Genomic DNA, 16378 nt, shown 5'->3' with positions numbered 1-16378 from the left:
GTTCGGGCGGTGGCCGCGGCGTCCTGCACGCCCGGCCGCCGTCCGCTCGCTATCGTCCGCGAGGTGATCGGCGGACACGGCACGGCGGAGGACCCGCACACCGGGGTCCGGATCGCCCACGAGGAGCCCACCCCCGTCCGGCAGGTGATGCGCCGGGTGCTGCTCGCGGCGTTCTTCCTCGCGCTGACCGTGTTCATCGTCTGGATCGACCGCGACTCCTACCGCGACGGCGACGAGGTCGGCATCACGCTGGTCGACGCGATCTACTACTCCACGGTCACGCTGTCGACCACGGGCTACGGCGACATCACGCCCATCACCGAGACCGCGCGGCTGGTGAACATCCTGTTCATCACGCCGCTGCGCGTCATGTTCCTGATCGTGCTCATCGGGACGACCCTCGAGGCGCTCACCGCGCGCTCACGCGAGGAGTTCCGCATCCGACGCTGGAGGTCCCGCGTGCGCCAGCACGTCATCGTGTGCGGCTACGGAACCAAGGGGCGCAGCGCCGTCCGGTCGCTGCAAGCCACCGGCACCCCGCTCGACAGCATCGTCATCGTCGACAACGACCAGCGCGCCATCGACGAGGCCAACTCCATCGGCCTGACCGGCATCGTGGGCGACGCCGGGCGCACCGACGTGCTGCGCCGGGCCCACGTGGAGCGGGCGCGGGCGGTGATCGTGGCGGCCAACCGCGACGACGCCGCGGTGCTCATCACCCTGACGGTGCGCCAGCTCAACCCGAGCGTCCCGATCACCACCAGCGTCCGCGAGGAGGAGAACGCCAGCCTGCTGCGGCAGTCCGGCGCCGACACCGTCATCACCACCTCGGCGACGTCCGGCCGGCTGCTGGGCCTGTCCACCGACAGCCCGCGGGTGGTCTCCGTCGTGGAGGACCTGCTCACCGGCGGGCAGGGGCTCGACCTCTCCCAGCGCCCGGTGACGTCCGGCGAGGTCGGCCTGGGCCCGCGCGACCTGCGCGACATCGTCCTGTCGGTCACCCGCGGCGGGCGCACGCTGCGCTTCGACGACCCGCTGATCGGCACGCTGCAGAGCGAGGACGTGCTGGTCGTGGTCCGCTCGCACGGGCCCAGCGGCCAGCTCGCGCGCGCGTAGGTCCGGTCAGACCGGCAAGGCCGCCAGCTCGTCGGCCAGCCGGGTGTCGGCCAGCACGAGGTCGGCCGCGGTGGTGTGCCAGCCGGCCACCAGCAAGAGCGACCAGGGGCGCTCGTCGTCGGCCGAGGCGGTGGCCGCGACCAGTCCGGCCTGCGCCACGGCGCGGCACGCGATGGGGTTCATGTCCTCCCAGATCGGCAGCGCGTCCGGGGAACTGCAGCCGGGCGCCGCACCTCACCCCTCCGAGTAGGGAGCCGGGGGACGTGGGCGTGCGTGGACCGGCCCCGGGTAGCGCACTCGCGGTGGACTCCCCGGGTCGCCGGCCCCGCACCGCTCAGACCCGGATGTCGAGGAGCTCGCCGAGGTTGCGGTCGACCTCGTCGAGATAGGTCTTCTCGAAGCCGAACAGCCCGAAGTGGCCGGCGATGCTGGGCAGCACCCGCAGCTCGCTGTCCTCGATCAGGGCCTGCTCCGCGGCGCAGTCCCGGACGGGGAAGAACATGTCCTCGTCGATCGGCATGACGAAGGTCCGCGCCGTGATGCGGCCCAGTGCCGCGGCGAGGTCCCCGCCGGTGTGCCGGGCCACGTCGCCGCGCTGCCACTTCCAGGCCATGGACAGCAGCGCGTTGGGGTCCATGGCCTGGAAGGTCGCCTGCACGAACCGCTCCTGGAACTCCTGGAGCGTCGACCAGGTGACGTCGGGGATCTCGATCTGCCGCCAGTACTCCGTCTTCCAGAACTCGGTCGACAGGCCGAGCACCGCCCAGATGTCGGCGTGCCGGCGAAGCCCGTCGGCGACCTCGGTGTGCGAGCGGTACTCCCCGCCGTTCCACCCGGGGTCGGAGGTGATGGCGTCCATCAGGGTCTGGGTGAACAGGAAGTCGTGCGGGGTGTTCTGCGCCGTGCCGGCGATCGGCGCGGCACGCAGCACCTGCTCGGGGAAGCGCACGGCCCACTCGTAGGTCTGCTGCGCGCCCATGGAGCCGCCGACGACCAGCGCCCACCGCTCGATGCCGAACAGCTCGGCGGCCAGCTGCTGCTGGGCGCGGACGTCGTCGCCGATCCGGACGTGCGGGAAGCCCGACATCGCGATGTCACCGTCGCTGTTGTGCGGCGAGGTGCACAGCCCGTTGCCGATCTGGTTGACCACCACGACGAACCAGCGCGAGGGGTCCAGTGCCCGGCCGGGCCCGATGTAGGCCTGCTCCCAGGTGGCATGGGTGCCGCTGAACCACGTGGGGATCAGGATCGCGTTGTCCTTGGCCGCGTTCAGCTCGCCGTAGGTGGCGTAGGCCAGCTGCAGGTCGGGGATGTGCCCGCCCTCCTCGAGGTCGAAGCCGCCCAGAGCGTGCAGCCGGTAGGCACCCTGCACCTCGGGCGTGTAGAAGGCGTTCTCCATCACGGCGGGTCCCCTCGTCTCGGGTGGGTGGCCGGGGTCACTCTGGCCGACCGTGGGGCCGCGAGCCACCTCGGCCCCGGCCGGTTGACGCGGCTGCCATGGTCGGGAGCATGACGACGGTCCCGGACGGGCTGGTCGCGGTGGTCAAGCACGACTGCCCGACGTGCACCCTCGTCGAGCCGGTGCTGCGGCAGCTGGCCGGGGCCGGACCGCTCACCGTGGTCAGCCAGGACGACCCGGACTTCCCCGGCGGGCTGCCGGTGGTCGACGACCGCGAGCTCGAGGTCAGCTGGCGGCTGCGGATCGAGACGGTGCCCACGCTGCTGCGCCTGGCCGGCGGCACGGAGACCGGCCGGGTCGAGGGCTGGCTGCGCGGCGCCTGGGAGGCCTTCACCGGCGTCCGCGACCTCGGCGACGGGCTGCCCGAGCACCGGCCCGGCTGCGGGTCGCGCAGCGTCGAGTGGGGGGTCGAGGAGGAGCTGGACCGGCGCTACGGCGGTCGGGTGCTCGCCGCCCGGCGCGTCGAGCTGGCCGACCTCGAGGACGACGTCGAGGCGGTGTTCGCCCGGGGCTGGAGCGACGGGCTGCCCTGCGTGCCGCCCACCGAGGAGCGGGTGCTGCGCATGCTGGCCGGCACCCGGCGGGCGCCGGACGAGGTGGTCGCCGTCGTCCCGCCCGACCTGGTGGAGTGCACGGTCGAGAAGGTGGCGGTCAACGCCGTCCTCGCCGGGTGCCTGCCCGAGCACCTGCCGGTGGTGCTGGCCGCGGTGGAGGCGGCCTGCCGCGACGAGTTCGCGCTGCACGGCGTGCTGGCCACCACCTGGTCGGCCGGGCCGGTGCTCGTCGTCGGCGGGCCGGTCACCGCCCGGCTGCGGATGAACTCCGGCGTCAACGTCCTCGGCCAGGGCGACCGCGCCAATGCCACGATCGGCCGGGCGCTGCAGCTCGTCGTCCGCAACGTCGGCGGCGGGCGCCCCGGGGAGGTCGACCGCGCCACGCTGGGCAACCCGGGGAAGGTCGGCTGGTGCCTCGCCGAGGCCGAGGACGGGCGGCGCCCCTTCCCGCTCCTGTCCGAGGCGCGCGGCGTCCCCGGCTCCGCGCTCACCGTCTTCGCCGGCTCCGGCCTCGTCCCGGTCCTCGACCAGGCCAGCCGGACACCGGAGTCGCTGGCCCGCACGCTCGCGCTGGTGCTGCGCACGGTCGGCCACCCCAAGGCCGCCCTGGCGATGGACGCGCTCGTGGTGCTCAGCCCGGAGCACGGGCGGGTGTTCCGGGACGCCGGTTGGGACCGCGAGCGGCTGCTCGCCGAGCTCGACCCGCTGCTCGTGCTGCAGCCCGACGAGCTGCGGCGGGGGTCGATGGGCATCGCCGAGGGGATGCCGGCCGGCCTCGACGACCGCCCGCTGCCGAAGTTCCGCCCCGGCGGGCTGCTGCTGGCCTACGCCGGCGGCCCGGCGGGCATGTTCTCCGCCGTCGTCCCCGGCTGGGTCAGCGGGGCCACCGGCAGCTCGCCGGTCACCGTGCCGATCGAGGAGGCCTGATGGGACGCGTGCTGCTCGACCCGACGTCGGAGCTGCGGCCGGCCGCGCGGGCGCTGACCCCGCGGCCGCTGTCGCTGGAGGGGCTGACCGTCGGGCTGCTCGACATCTCCAAGAGCCGCGGCGACGTCGTCGTCGACGAGCTCGAGGCGCTGCTGCGGGCCGACGGCGTGCGCACGCTGCGGTACCGCAAGCCCACCTTCGCCCGCCCGGCGCCGGTGGACCTGCGGCACGAGATCGCCACCCACTGCGAGGTGGTCATCGAGGCACTGGCCGACTAGGGCTCGTGCACGTCGTGCAGTGTGCACGACATCGCCGACCTCGAGTCCCGGGGCGTGGTGGGGGTGTTCCTGGCCTCCACCGAGTTCGCCGGCGCCGCGGCCGCCCAGTCACGGGCGCTCGGCCTCGCGGTCCCGCACGTCCTCGTCCCGCACCCGATCCAGGACCGCACCGACGACGAGCTGCGCCGTCTCGCGCGCGACGCCCACCCCGCCGTCCTCGCCGCCGTCACGCAGCCGAGGGGGTGACCGTCCTCCGTCAGCCGTCGACCACCCGGCCGTCGCTGAGGCGCACGACGCGGTCGGCCGCGGCCACCACCACCGGGTCGTGGCTGGCGATGAGCACGCCCGTGCCCTCCGCGGCGTAGACCTCGCGCAGCGTGGTGAGCACGTGCGTCGACAGCTCCTCGTCCAGCCGGCCGGTCGGCTCGTCGGCGACGAGGAAGTCCGGCCGGACGACGAGCGCGCGGGCCAGGGCCGTCCGCTGCTGCTCGCCGAGGGAGACCTCGTCGGGCATCCGGCCGGCCAGGGGCCCCAGGCGCAGCGTCTCCAGGGTGCGCAGCGCCGCGCCCCGCGGGTCCGCCGTCGCGGCGAGCCGGGCGGGCAGTGCCACGTTGTCGGCCAGGGAGAGCTCGTCGAGCAGCCCGAACCGCTGCGGGACGACGGCCACGGTGGCCCACGGCGCGCGCCCCGGATCCGCCGCGCCGGACACCCGCACCGAGCCGGAGTCGGGGGTCTCCCAGCCGAGGAGGCAGTTGAGCAGGGTCGTCTTGCCCGAGCCGGAGCGCCCGAGCAGGGCCACCACCTCGCCGCGCTGTACCTCCAGGGTCACCCCGCGGAGCGCGTGCACCTGCTCCCGCCCGCGCCGGTAGGTCTTGTGCACGTCGGTCGCGGACAGGGTCACGAGGGCCTCCGCAGCACGACGCCGTCGTCGGTGAGTTCGACCAGCACACGCCGCGAGGGGAACCGAGTGAGCGCCTCCTCGGGCAGCTGCACGCGTCCGTCGCCGTCGACGACCGCGAGGCGCCGGCCGGCCACCTCCTCGGAGGCGACCGTGCCCGAGCGCAGGTGGATGACCTGGTGGGCCGCGGCCGCGGCGAGCGGGTCGTGCGTGGCCATGACGACGGTCGTGCCGGTGCGCGTCAGCTCGTGCACCGCGCCGAGCAGGTCGTGGGTCGTGACGCTGTCGAGCTCGCTGGTCGGCTCGTCGGCCACGACCAGCGCCGGCCGGCCGACCACCGCCTGCGCGAAGGCCAGCCGCTGCTGCTCGCCGCCGGAGAGCTGGCCGGGGAGGTGGTCGGCGCGGTCGGCGATGCCCAGGAGGTCGAGCAGCTCGCCGGTCTCCCGGGTGACCTGGGCCCGTCCCACGCCGCGCAGCCGGCCGGCCATCGCCAGGTGCTCGCGGGCGGTCAGGTGCGGAAGCAGGTTCTGCGGGGGCCGCGGGAAGACGTAGCCGATGTGCCGGCGGCGCACCGCGCGCAGCCGGCGGGCGGACATCCCGGTGAGCAGGTGGCCGGCCACCTCGGCGCGGCCGGCGGTCGGCCGGTCCTGGGCGGCGAGGATGCGCAGCAGCGAGCTCTTGCCGGAGCCGGACGGGCCGGTGATCGCGGTGAGCCGGCCCCCGGGCACGACGGCGTCGACCCCCTTGAGGGCGTGCACCTCGCCGCTGGGCGACCAGTAGATGCGGACCAGCCCGTCGCAGACGGCCGCCAGGGACCCGGCCGCGGGACGTGTGGTCACGGGCGGCACCGTGCGGGACCACCGGTGGCCGGGGCCGGTCACGGGGCCCCCCGCATGACCGTGCCGGGGTCGTCGGCACGGGCCGAGCGGCCGACGAGGACGGCGGTAGCGGCGGTCACCAGCAGGACCCCGGCGAGGACGGCCGCGACGCTGCTCCACGGCACGGTGAACAGCGGCGTCGGCAGCAGCGCGGGCAGCGGGTCGAGCAGCGGGAGCAGCAGGGCCGACGCCGGCACGGCCACCCCGACGGCGACCAGCGCACCGAGGCCCGTGAGCAGCCCGGTCTCCAGCGCCGTGGCCGCGTCCAGCGACCGCCGTCCCATCCCCATCCTGCTCAGGAGGAGGGCGGCGACCGTGCGCCGGCGCTGCTGGGCGAGCGCGTGCATGGCGATGCCGGTCAGCCCGAGCAGCCCGGCGGCCAGCGCGATCGCCCGGAGGTAGCCGAAGGACCACGACTGGGCGCTGAGTTCGGGGCGCGCAGCGAAGTCCTCGCCCGTGCGCACCTGGTCGGGGTCGTAGGCGTACCCGGCGGCCGTCAGCTGCTCGAGCAGCGGACCGGCCTCCCCCCGGGCCCACACCTCGCGGTCGAGCACGAGGTCGGGGTCGCGGCCGGACCCCGACAGGGCCGCGCCGAAGCCGTCCCAGTCGGCGACGACCATCGGCGTCCGGTCGGGCTGACCGGGGAAGGCGTCCACCTGGGCGACGACCTCGACCTGCATCGAGTAGACCAGGCCGAACTCCAGCGTCAGCTCGGTGCCGAGCTCGTACGGCACGCCACCGGCGACCACCACCGGCACGCCGTCGCCGCGGTGGTCGCCCAGCGCGGCCATGACGTCGCCGAACGGACGGTCGGCGAGGGCGGGGTCCCACCGGGCGATCTCCAGGACCTCCGCCGGGCGGACGGCGAGCACGTCGGCGGGCAGGTCCTCGGTGGTCAGCGTGGCGCGTCCGCCCCTGCCGACGATCGTCGTCCCGGACGGTGGCGGACCGGCCTCCGCGATGCGCCGCAGGACCGGGACGACGACGTCACCCCCGGTCGACACCGCCCGCTTGGCCGCGATGGTGCGGTCGACGGAGTCGGCCAGTGCTCCCGAGTACACGATCAGGCCCAACGCCAGCGCCGTCGTCATGACGACGAGGCGGGCCGCGGCCCGGCCGGTGAACACCCGGGACAGCGCCAGGGACGGCGCGGGTGCGAGGCGGTGCAGTCGCGCGGCGACCCGGCTCCCGACCCGGGGCAGCGCGGCGGTGACCACACCGGCGACGACGGCCGTGGCCAGCAGCGGGAGGACCAGCTGCAGCAGGTCGATGCCTCCCCCGTCAGCCTCCCCGGTGACGACGGGGACCGCGGTGACCACCGTGACGGCCGCCGTCACCGCCAGCCAGGGGATCCGGCCGGGCAGCACACCCGACCGGCGCCCCGGCGAGTCCAGCCGGACCACCAGGACGGCGGTGACGGCGGCGACCGTCAGCAGCGCGGCGACCCCGGCCGCGGCGAGGACCGCGACGGCGGCCGGGACCGCGGTGGCCGACAGCTCGGGCGAGGGCCCCAGCGCACGGACCAGCAGCCACCCGACCACCCCGCCGGCGGCGATCCCGGCGGCCGTCGGCAGGACGGCCTCGAGCAGCGCCTGCCCGGCCGCCCGGTGCGGCGGGTGCCCGCGCGCGAGCAGCGAGCGCAGCTCGTCCTCCCGTCGCCGGGCGCGCTGGCCGGCCCAGGCGCCCACCAGGACCAGCCCGGCCGCGCCGGCGCCGATGCCCACCGCCCGGACCGGGGGCTCGAGGAGGGCGACCGTCTCGTCCACCCGCTCGAGCGCGTCGCGCAGCTCGCCCTGCGGCAGGGGCCGGTCGAACCCGGACAGCCCGGTCACCCGCACCGCCTCCGTGCGGGGTGCGCCCAGGTCGACGAGCAGCCGGTCGAGCCGGTCGGCGGTGCGGCGCGCCTCGTCGACGTCGATCCCCGGGGGCAGCGGGAGGTACCACTCGAGCTCGACGTCCTCGCCGACCGCGTCGGCCGTGGCGAGCACCTGGTCGCGGGAGGTGAAGACGGCGACGGTCGGGTACTCCGGGTCGTCGGTGCCCGGGTCCGGTGGCGGGATGAAGAGGTTCTCCAGGCCGCCCCAGTACGGGGCGAGGGGCACGTCCGGGTCGGCGTAGACGCCGGTGACCGCCAGCTCGGCCGACACGCCCGAGTCGGCGTCTCCGACGACGGTGGTCCCGGGGGCGACGCCGAGCAGGTCGACCAGGCGGCTGTTGGCGAGGACGCCGACGTCCCCGGCCACGACGTCCAGGTTCTCCTCCGCGCCGGTGCGGGAGGCGAGCACGATCCGCGCCGGGCCCGAGGGCGTGGCGGTGAACAGCGGGTCGCGCAGGCGGACGAAGGACACCGGCCGGGGCAACCCGAGCGCGGTCGCCGCCTCGACGACGGCGTCGTCGAGGTCGGCGGCGTCCAGGACCCGCCCCGGGGTCTGCTCGCCGCCCCCGGGCAGCGAGGAGGAGCGGAAGGTGGCGCTGATCGCGGACTCCGCGTAGCGGGCCCGCTCGCGCACCCAGGCGCCCTCCTCGGCGGACCCGGTCATCAGCGGCACCGAGACGAGCGAGGCGGCCAGGACCGCGACGAGCACGGCCAGCCCCACCGCCTGCCCCACCACGGGGAAGAGCCCGATCCGCAGCCGTCGCAGGATCGGGCGGGCACCGCTGCCCGTCGTCATCGGCCGGAACCTAGCGCCCCGAACGGGGATCGCGGGAGTGCCCGTCCGGGTGGCGTGTCCGGACACGCGAGAGCCCCGGTCGGTGACCCTTCCCGGACGTACGGAGGGCGTGCGCTCCCGAGGTCAGCCGTCCCGGCGCGGACTCTCGGCGCGGTCCTCGACGGCGCCGTGGCGGACCAGGCTGGCGATGGCCAGGGCGAGGCCGCCCCAGATCACGAGCATCGCCACCACCATCATCACGATCGCGGCCGTGCTCATCGGAGTCCTCCCTCGTCGTGCCCGGTCACCGGGCGGTTCCCGGGGACCGGGTCCGCCGTGGGGGTCGCGTGCAGCGGCGCCGCCGGGTCGGAGCCGGGTGGCGGCCCGTCCAGGTGGGTCCCGGCGCGCCACGGCAGCCGGGCGAGCAGGAAGCCGGCCAGTGGCAGCGCCACCACCAGCAGCCAGCCGAAGACCAGCAGGAGCCAGGTGGGGTAGTCCTCGTAGGGCGCGGTGAGGTCGTCGCGCAGCGCCAGCACGAGCACCACGGCCAGGCCCACCGGCGCGACGACGCTCGTCAGCGTCCGCCAGCCGGCGCCGACCCGGGGACGGCCGTGGACGTTGAGGTGATCACCGAGGCCGGGCAGGGCCCGCAGCGCCCAGGCGACGACCAGCATGCTGACCAGCGCCACCACGAGGATGCCGTACTGGTTGACGAAGTGGTCGACGACGTCGAGCACGTAGATCCCGCTCGTCGTACTGAACATCACCAGGCTCAGCACCGAGAGGGGGACGACGACCACGAGGGTCGCGGTGAGGCGGCTGGTGTCGAACTTGTCGCGGACCGCGGAGATCACGACCTCGATCACGCTGACCAGCGACGTGAGACCGGCGATGACCAGCGACCCGAAGAACAGGACACCGATCAGGGCACCGGCCGGCGCCTCGCTGATGATCGTCGGGAAGGCGATGAAGGCCAGGCCGATCCCGCCACTGGCGACCTCGCCGACCGGGACCCCGCCGGCCTGGGCCATGAAGCCCAGGGCGGCGAACACGCCGATGCCGGCGAGCAGCTCGAAGCCCGAGTTCGAGAAGCCGACGACCAGACCGGAACCGATCATGTCCTCGCGGCGGCGGACGTAGGAGGCGTACGTGATCATGATGCCGAAGCCGACCGAGAGCGAGAAGAAGATCTGGCCGAACGCGGCGGCCCAGACCGATGCCGAGGTCAGTGCCGACCAGTCCGGCGTGAAGAGCGCGTCGAGGCCGGCCCCGGCGCCCGGCAGCAGCAGCGCCTGCACCACGAGGACGAGGAAGGCGAGTACCAGCACCGGGATGAAGACCACCGAGGTCACCCCGATCCCGCGCTGGACGCCGAGGACCATGATCGCGAGGACGGCCACCCACACCAGGGCGAGGGGCGCGAGCACCCCGGGCACCACGTCGGCGGTGACCTCCACGTCCCCGGCTTGGAGAAACTCGCCGAAGAAGAAGCCCTCGGGGTCGGCACCCCACGCCTCGTCGAGCGAGAAGAAGGTGTAACGCAGCGCCCAGGCGATGACCGCCGCGTAGTAGACGGCGATCACGAAGCAGATGGCCACCTGCCACCAGCCGAGCCCCTCGGTGCCACGGCGCAGCCGGGCGAAGGAGAGCGGCGCGGAACCGCGGTATCGGTGGCCGATCGCGTAGTCCAGCAACAGGAACGGGATGCCGGCGGTCAGCAGGGCGACCAGGTAGGGCACCACAAAGGCACCGCCGCCGTTCTCGTAGGCGACGTACGGGAACCGCCAGATGTTGCCCAGCCCGACCGCCGACCCGATCGCCGCCAGGATGAAGACACGCCGCGAGCTGAACGCGCCGCGGCGGCTCTCCTCGTCAGGCTGACCCGCAGCCCGCCCTGCCGTCGTGCTCATGCGACCTCCTGTGTCGTCAGCCGCCGACCCTGCGAGTTCCTGGGCACCGGTCGACGTCGCGCAGGTGACGAGGATGGCAGGACTCGGGCGGCTCGGCCGTCGGAGAGGCCGCCTGGGACCGCACGAGACGACGAACCGCCCCGGACCTGGAGGTCAGGGGCGGTTCGTGAGATCTGCGAAGACCTCGGGGTTGGGGTGGAGGTGGCGGGAATCGAACCCGCGTCCTGCGACGCATCACCAGGGCTTCTCCGAGCGCAGTCCGCTCTGCCTCTGCTCGGCCCTCCCGATCGCACGAACACGTCGGGATGGCGGGCCCAGTCGCTGTTTGGTGTCCCGTGAGTGCCCGCGACCGGCGCTCACGGTGAGTCATCTAGCTGATGCCAGGATCCGGGCCGATGACGAACCCGGGCTGACAGAGTCGCCTCGCTACTTAGGCAGCGAGGGCGAACTCGCGCTGACTGGAGTCGGCGCTTGTGTGGTTTCCGACGGATGGTTAACGAGCTCATCGTCGGCTTCCTCGGCTCGCTTCCCCTGGTCACCCGACCGCAGTCGAGACCATTCACCCCCTGTGCAGTTGTGCACCCATCGTAACCGGCCAGGCCAGCCGGTTGTTCCCCGGCGCCCCGGCGCGCTCGTCCGGCCCCCTCGCAGGGTCCCGGCGCGAGCTCGCGAGCGGTGGGGGGCGAGGGGGTCCTTCGTCTAGATCCAGTCGCGGCGCTTGAAGATGGCGTAGAGCACGAGGCTGACGCCGAACATGAGCACCACGGCCATGGGGTAGCCGAACCGCCAGTCCAGCTCCGGCATGTGCTCGAAGTTCATCCCGTACACCGTGCCCACGAGGGTCGGCGCGAAGAGGATGGCCGCCCACGCGGAGATCTTCTTGACCTCCTCGCCCTGCGCGATCGAGGCCTCGGTGAGCTCGCGGATCTCGTCGTTCTGCCGCTGCGCGACCAGCGTCGCGTTGACGGTGAGGATGTCGCGCAGCTGCAGCCGGAACGCCTCGATGCGCTCGATGACCTGCGTGACGTGGTCGGCGACGTCGCGCAGGTAGCTGCGCAGCTCCTCGTCGACGCCGTACTTGTCGAACCCGGCGGTGATGGCGGCGAGGATGCCGGTCAGCGGCTGCGCGGCCCGCTGGAACTCCAGCACCTCCTGCGACAGCTCGTAGATGCGCCGGGAGACGCCGGGGTCCCCGCGGAAGACCTCGGTCTCGATCTCGTCGATGTCGTTGGCCAGGCCCGCGACCACCGGCGAGTACCCGTCGACGACGGCGTCGAGGATCGCGTACAGCACCGCCTCGCTCCCCTTGGCCAGCAGCGCGGGCTCGCTCTCGAGCCGCCGCCGCACCCGGGCGAGGTCGGGTGACTCGGCGTGCCGCACGGTGATGGCGAACTGCCGGCCGAGGAACAGGTGCAGCTCCCCGAACTCGACCTCCTCGGCCGCGTCGAGGTAGCGCGCGGCCTTGAGGACGACGAACAGCGTGTCGCCGTAGCGCTCGAACTTCGGCCGCTGGTGGGCCTGGATGGCGTCCTCGACGGCGAGGTCGGGCAGCTCGTACTGCTCGGCGATCTCCCCCAGCTCGGCGGGCTCGGGCCGGTAGAGGCCCAGCCACACCATGCGGTCGTCGAAGCCCTCGGTCAGCCAGTCGTGGCTCTCGCCGGCCGACGGCGGGGTCGCGATGCGCCGTCCGCCGGCGTAGACGGCGTTGTCGATCAGCCGCGGCGGCCGCGGTGTCTGCGCGGGGGGCGGTGCCACGGGCGGCGCGGGACGCAGCACCGGCGGACGCGGCCGGCGGCCGAGGGTGGACAGGGCGGTGAGGGGCGCGAGGCGGCGGTCGGCCATGAGGGGCTCCCGGGGACGCTGGGTGACGGGGGACTCAGCAGTGGTCCTCCACCGGCACCCGGCGCGCGTGGCGGCCGGTCAGCAGCCGGGGAGGACCTCGGGACTGGGACTGGGGGGTTCGCTGCGCATGCGCCTGCTCCCTCCCACCGGCGGTGGCCGCCCCTGCGATGGCCGTCGTCCATCGTGACACGGCGACGCGTCGCCGACCCCGCCGGAGGGGATGACTTCCCTCTCCGTTCACCCCCGCATCAGACGTCGAGGACGAGACCCACCATCGCCGGCAGCAGGACCACGATGAGCAGGGCGCCCAGGACGTCGAAGGAGATGCCCGAGCGGATCATCTTGGTGATCGGCACGACGCCGGACCCGTAGACGATGGCGTTCTGCGGCGTCGACACCGGCAGCATGAACCCGAAGGACGCCGCGAAGGTCGCCGCCAGCGCCGGCACGAACGGGTTGATGTCCGCGGCCACCGCCACCGGGATGATGATCGGCACCACGACGGCCGCCGACGCGGTGTTGCTCGTGGTCTCCGAGATGATGATCGCCAGGATCACCGCGAAGACCGTGATCGCGATCGTGCTGCCCAGCCCGAGGGTGTCGGCCGAGGCGTTGCCGATGGTCTCCGCCAGGCCGGTGTCGGCCAGCAGCGAGCCGAAGATGATCCCGGTGCCGAAGAGCAGGACCGTGCCCCAGTCGATCGTCGCGGCGTCGGACCAGTTGAGGGTGAACTCCCGGCGCTTCCAGTCGGTGGGCAGCAGGAACAGCAGGGACGCCCCGAGGACGGCGACGATGCCCTCGTTGATCCGGCCGCTGATCGTCTCGTAGAGCGAGGAGTCGGTGCCGGCGGTCAGCGCGATGATGCCGGGGAAGATCCACAGCGACACCGTGACCCCGAAGGCGACCAGCGTGTTCTTCTCCGCCCGCGTCACCGGGCCGAGCCGGGCACGCTCGGCCTCGACGTACTCGTGCACGCCCTCGATCCGCTTGATCTCCGGCTTGTTGAGCAGCAGCAGGACGGCGGACAGCGCCACGAACATGAGCGCGCAGATCGGCAGCGCCATGAGCATCCACTGCAGGAACCCGATCCGCTCCCCCGTCGCCTCCTCGATCAGCCCGCGGCCGATCAGGTTCGGCGGGGTCCCGACGGGCGTGATCAGCCCGCCGACGCTCGCGCCGTAGGCCAGCATCAGCATCAGCGCGACGCCGATCCGCAGCCGCAGCGGGTCGAAGTCCGGCCTGACCAGTTCCTTGTCCTGCAGCAGCTTCGCGATGACCGTGAGGATGCCCAGCGCCGTGGGCAGCAGCATCGCCACCGTGGCGGTGTTGGACACGAACGCCGACAGCAGCGCGGTGATCACCCCGAAGGCGATGACCACCCGCGCGGTCGAGGCACCGACCCAGCGCAGCGACAGGATCGCCATCGCGAACCGCCGGGCGACGCCGTGCTTGAGCATCGCCGCGGCCAGGATGAAGGCGCCGATGAAGGTGAACACCGTCGTCGACCCGAAGGGGCCCACGGCCTCGTCGGCGGGCACCACGCCGAGGACGACGATGGCCCCGACGCCGATGAGGCCGCCGATCGGGATGGGCACCGGCTCGGTGATCCACAGGACGATGACGCCGAGCAGGATGGCGGCCAGCAGCTGCTGCTGGTTCTCCATGTCCAGCGGCAGCAGCGCGAAGACGATCGTCACCAGCGGGGCGAGGAAGAGCCCGACGGTGCGGCGCCCCTTCTCGAACCGCTCCTCGGCGGGGCTGAGCGTCTGCTCGCCGAGGCTGCGGTAGGTGGCCGAGCCTCGGAAGGCGGCGTCGACGTCGGTGCGCGGCCCGGGCTGTCCCGGACGGTCGATCAGGGTCATGGCGACTCCCCGGGCGCGGATGTGACGCACACCATAGTGAGCGCCCACCCGGCCGCAAAGTCCGCGCACCGGCCCCCGCGGAACGCTCGGTCAGCGGCCGGCGAACACCCCGGTGGGGTAGGCGCCGTTGGCGGCGACCGCGGCCGACAGCCGCTTGCCCAGCTCGATCACGCGGCCGGTCCGCTCGGGCCCGAGGTGCGCCCAGGGCGCGGCCGACAGCGTGTCGGTCTCGGCCTCGAGGTCGGCGCGCAGCTGCCGCCCGGCGTCGGTCAGCGTCCAGCCGTCGAGCAGCCCCCGGTCGGCCAGGCGCGCGAGGCCGGCGTCCCACTCCTCGTCGGACCAGCCGCGGCCGACCTTCGCGACCTCCGGCAGGAAACCGCGGCCGGTGGCGGTGTGGGTGATCAGCGCCTCCAGCCCGGACAGCTCGTGGCGCACGAGCGCCGCCACGTGCCCGTCGCCGCGCCACTCGCGCAGCAGCGAGGCGGCGTGCCACAGCCGGGTGACCGGGTCGGCGGGCCAGGCGAGGTCGGCGTGGCCGGCGTAGAGCGGCCGGCCCTCGGCGGTCAGCACGCCGCACGCCTCGGCGAGCAGGTCGCCCAGCTCGGTCACCTCCGGGGCGGCCGCGGCCTCCTCGCCGCCGAGGAGCCGGGTGAGCGAGGCGCGGGCGGCGGCGAACCGCGCGGCGACCACCTGCTCGGGAGAGGCCAGCGTCCACGCCCGCGGGACGTGCCGGGCGACGAGCGCGGGGGCGAAGTTGGAGAAGGTCGCCGTCACCACGCCGGGGCCGACGGCGCCCATGGGGGCCGCGCGGCCGGCGAAGTAGACCATCCGGCCCGGGCGCAGCCCGGCCCCCGTCAGGTGCTGCTCGGTCTCGGGCACGAAGTACACGTGGTTGTGCAGCGGCTCGACGGCGCGGTGGGCGCGGCCGACGAGGGCGGGGTCGAGGGCGGGCGCGGGCTGATCGGCGCTGACCATGCCGGCGACCCTAGCGAGCGGCCCTACCGGCCCGCGGCGGTCACCGGCGGCAGCGCCTTGGCCCAGGCGGTGCGCACGCGGGTGGTGCGGAAGCCCACCCGCTCGTAGAGCGCCAGCGCGCCGGTGGAGTTCTCCGTGTCGACGTCGAGGGCAGCCCGCCCGCAGCCCCCGCGCGCCGCGGCGTCCAGGGCGGCGGCGATGGCCGCCGTCGCCACCCCGCGCCCGCGGGCCGCCGGCAGCACGCCGATCTGCCCCAGCTGCGTGGTCCGGACGCCGGTCGCGCGGGTGTCGGCGTCGTAGACGTAGGCGAGGACGTAGCCGGCCACGGCGCCGTCGGCCAAGGCCAGCACCGACAACTCGGGCCGGAACGCCTTCTGCCCGGTGAACCAGCTGCGCCAGGCCAGCTCGTCGCGCTCGCTGGAGCCGTGGTGGGCGGTGAAGGCCGCGTTGTGCGCCCGGCGGATCTCGTCGTCGCGGTCCCACGTGAAGGGCACCAGGTCCACCCCCGGCACGGCCCGGACGGTGGGGACGTCGTCGAGTGGGCGCTCCATCGCGTTGTAGTAGCGCTCCACCTCGAAGCCGGCGCGCTCCAGCAGGCGGGCGGCCGAGGTCATCGCCGGGTAGACGGCCGCCACCAGGCGTCCGGGCATGTCAGGGCGGTGCGCGGCGTGCTGCTCGGCCCCGCGCCGCACCTGCCAGGCCAGCAGCGCGCGGCCGACGCCCTGCCCGCGCCGGCCGGGGTGCACGCGCCCCTCCGACCAGATGCGGTGCGCGTCGCGGGCGCCGCGGTTGTCGATGGAGGTCGCCCAGCCGACCAGCCGGCCGTCGGCGGTCACCACCGCGCGCCCGTCGTGCGGCAGGTCGACCAGCTCGCGGCCCCACCACTCGGTCAGGTCGTCGGCGTCCTCGTGCTCCCCGGTGTCGTCGACGGCCTCGGCCGCCTCGAGGAGCTCGGCGGCGGCGTCGGCGTCGTCGAGGGTGAGCGGGCGGGCGGTGAGGCCGTCGGGCAGGCCGGGCACGTCGGACAC

General features: G+C 74.3%; 13 protein-coding genes, 1 other RNA gene and 1 pseudogene. 3 read left to right on the top strand and 12 right to left on the bottom strand.

Going from position 1 to position 16378, the window contains the following annotated elements; genetic code table 11:
* Positions 1–63 precede the first annotated feature (63 nt).
* Positions 64–1116 (top strand): potassium channel family protein, encoded by a 1053-nt coding sequence (locus tag BM165_RS05455; RefSeq protein ID WP_244274060.1) that lies wholly within the window; start codon positions 64–66, stop codon positions 1114–1116.
* 6 nt (positions 1117–1122) lie between these two features.
* On the opposite strand, the gene BM165_RS24645 is transcribed toward BM165_RS05455, so the two are convergent.
* A complete protein-coding gene (locus tag BM165_RS24645; protein ID WP_177225115.1) occupies positions 1123–1299 on the bottom strand; it encodes a hypothetical protein in 177 nt (58 codons plus the stop codon).
* 151 nt (positions 1300–1450) lie between these two features.
* Entirely contained in the window at positions 1451–2515 is a 1065-nt protein-coding gene (locus BM165_RS05450; protein WP_177225124.1) for an alpha/beta fold hydrolase, read from the bottom strand.
* A gap of 110 nt (positions 2516–2625) precedes the next feature.
* Between BM165_RS05450 and BM165_RS05445 the strand changes: the two genes are divergently transcribed.
* Positions 2626–4056 (top strand): thioredoxin family protein, encoded by a 1431-nt coding sequence (locus BM165_RS05445; RefSeq protein WP_208976656.1) that lies wholly within the window; start codon positions 2626–2628, stop codon positions 4054–4056.
* A pseudogene (locus BM165_RS26000) lies at positions 4056–4580 on the top strand (UGSC family (seleno)protein). Before BM165_RS05445 ends, BM165_RS26000 begins: the two are co-directional and overlap by 1 nt.
* A gap of 10 nt (positions 4581–4590) precedes the next feature.
* Here BM165_RS26000 and BM165_RS05430 read toward each other — a convergent pair.
* The 10 genes from BM165_RS05430 to BM165_RS05385 form a co-directional block, all read right to left on the bottom strand.
* The gene (locus BM165_RS05430) at positions 4591–5235 is read right to left on the bottom strand and encodes an ABC transporter ATP-binding protein (RefSeq protein WP_075012460.1); all 645 of its coding nucleotides are present in this window, start codon (positions 5233–5235) and stop codon (positions 4591–4593) included.
* The gene (locus BM165_RS24150) at positions 5232–6071 is read right to left on the bottom strand and encodes an ABC transporter ATP-binding protein (RefSeq protein WP_177225114.1); all 840 of its coding nucleotides are present in this window, start codon (positions 6069–6071) and stop codon (positions 5232–5234) included. Before BM165_RS24150 ends, BM165_RS05430 begins: the two co-directional genes overlap by 4 nt.
* 38 nt (positions 6072–6109) lie before the next feature.
* On the bottom strand, positions 6110–8782 hold the full coding sequence (locus tag BM165_RS24145) for an FtsX-like permease family protein (protein ID WP_075012458.1): 2673 nt from the start codon (positions 8780–8782) through the stop codon (positions 6110–6112).
* Between the two features lie 123 nt (positions 8783–8905).
* The gene (locus BM165_RS05415) at positions 8906–9040 is read right to left on the bottom strand and encodes a methionine/alanine import family NSS transporter small subunit (RefSeq protein WP_075012457.1); all 135 of its coding nucleotides are present in this window, start codon (positions 9038–9040) and stop codon (positions 8906–8908) included.
* Positions 9037–10671, bottom strand: coding sequence for a sodium-dependent transporter (locus tag BM165_RS05410; RefSeq protein WP_075012456.1), 1635 nt, complete (start codon positions 10669–10671; stop codon positions 9037–9039). The genes BM165_RS05415 and BM165_RS05410 overlap by 4 nt, the downstream gene beginning before the upstream one ends.
* 193 nt (positions 10672–10864) lie before the next feature.
* Positions 10865–11238, bottom strand: a transfer-messenger RNA (tmRNA) gene (gene ssrA, locus BM165_RS05405).
* A 132-nt stretch (positions 11239–11370) separates the two neighbouring features.
* A complete protein-coding gene (locus BM165_RS05400; RefSeq protein WP_075012455.1) occupies positions 11371–12513 on the bottom strand; it encodes a magnesium and cobalt transport protein CorA in 1143 nt (380 codons plus the stop codon).
* Between the two features lie 248 nt (positions 12514–12761).
* Positions 12762–14375, bottom strand: coding sequence for an SLC13 family permease (locus tag BM165_RS05395; protein WP_075012454.1), 1614 nt, complete (start codon positions 14373–14375; stop codon positions 12762–12764).
* A gap of 90 nt (positions 14376–14465) precedes the next feature.
* Entirely contained in the window at positions 14466–15350 is an 885-nt protein-coding gene (locus BM165_RS05390; protein WP_143108033.1) for an SCO6745 family protein, read from the bottom strand.
* 23 nt (positions 15351–15373) lie between these two features.
* On the bottom strand, positions 15374–16378 hold the full coding sequence (locus BM165_RS05385) for a GNAT family N-acetyltransferase (protein ID WP_075012453.1): 1005 nt from the start codon (positions 16376–16378) through the stop codon (positions 15374–15376).

This window comes from Geodermatophilus obscurus, assembly GCF_900115395.1.
Classification (GTDB): Bacteria; Actinomycetota; Actinomycetes; order Mycobacteriales; family Geodermatophilaceae; genus Geodermatophilus; species Geodermatophilus obscurus_B.
The sequence above is the reverse complement of the archived record's forward strand: the minus strand, read 5'-3'. Positions and strand labels throughout refer to the sequence as shown.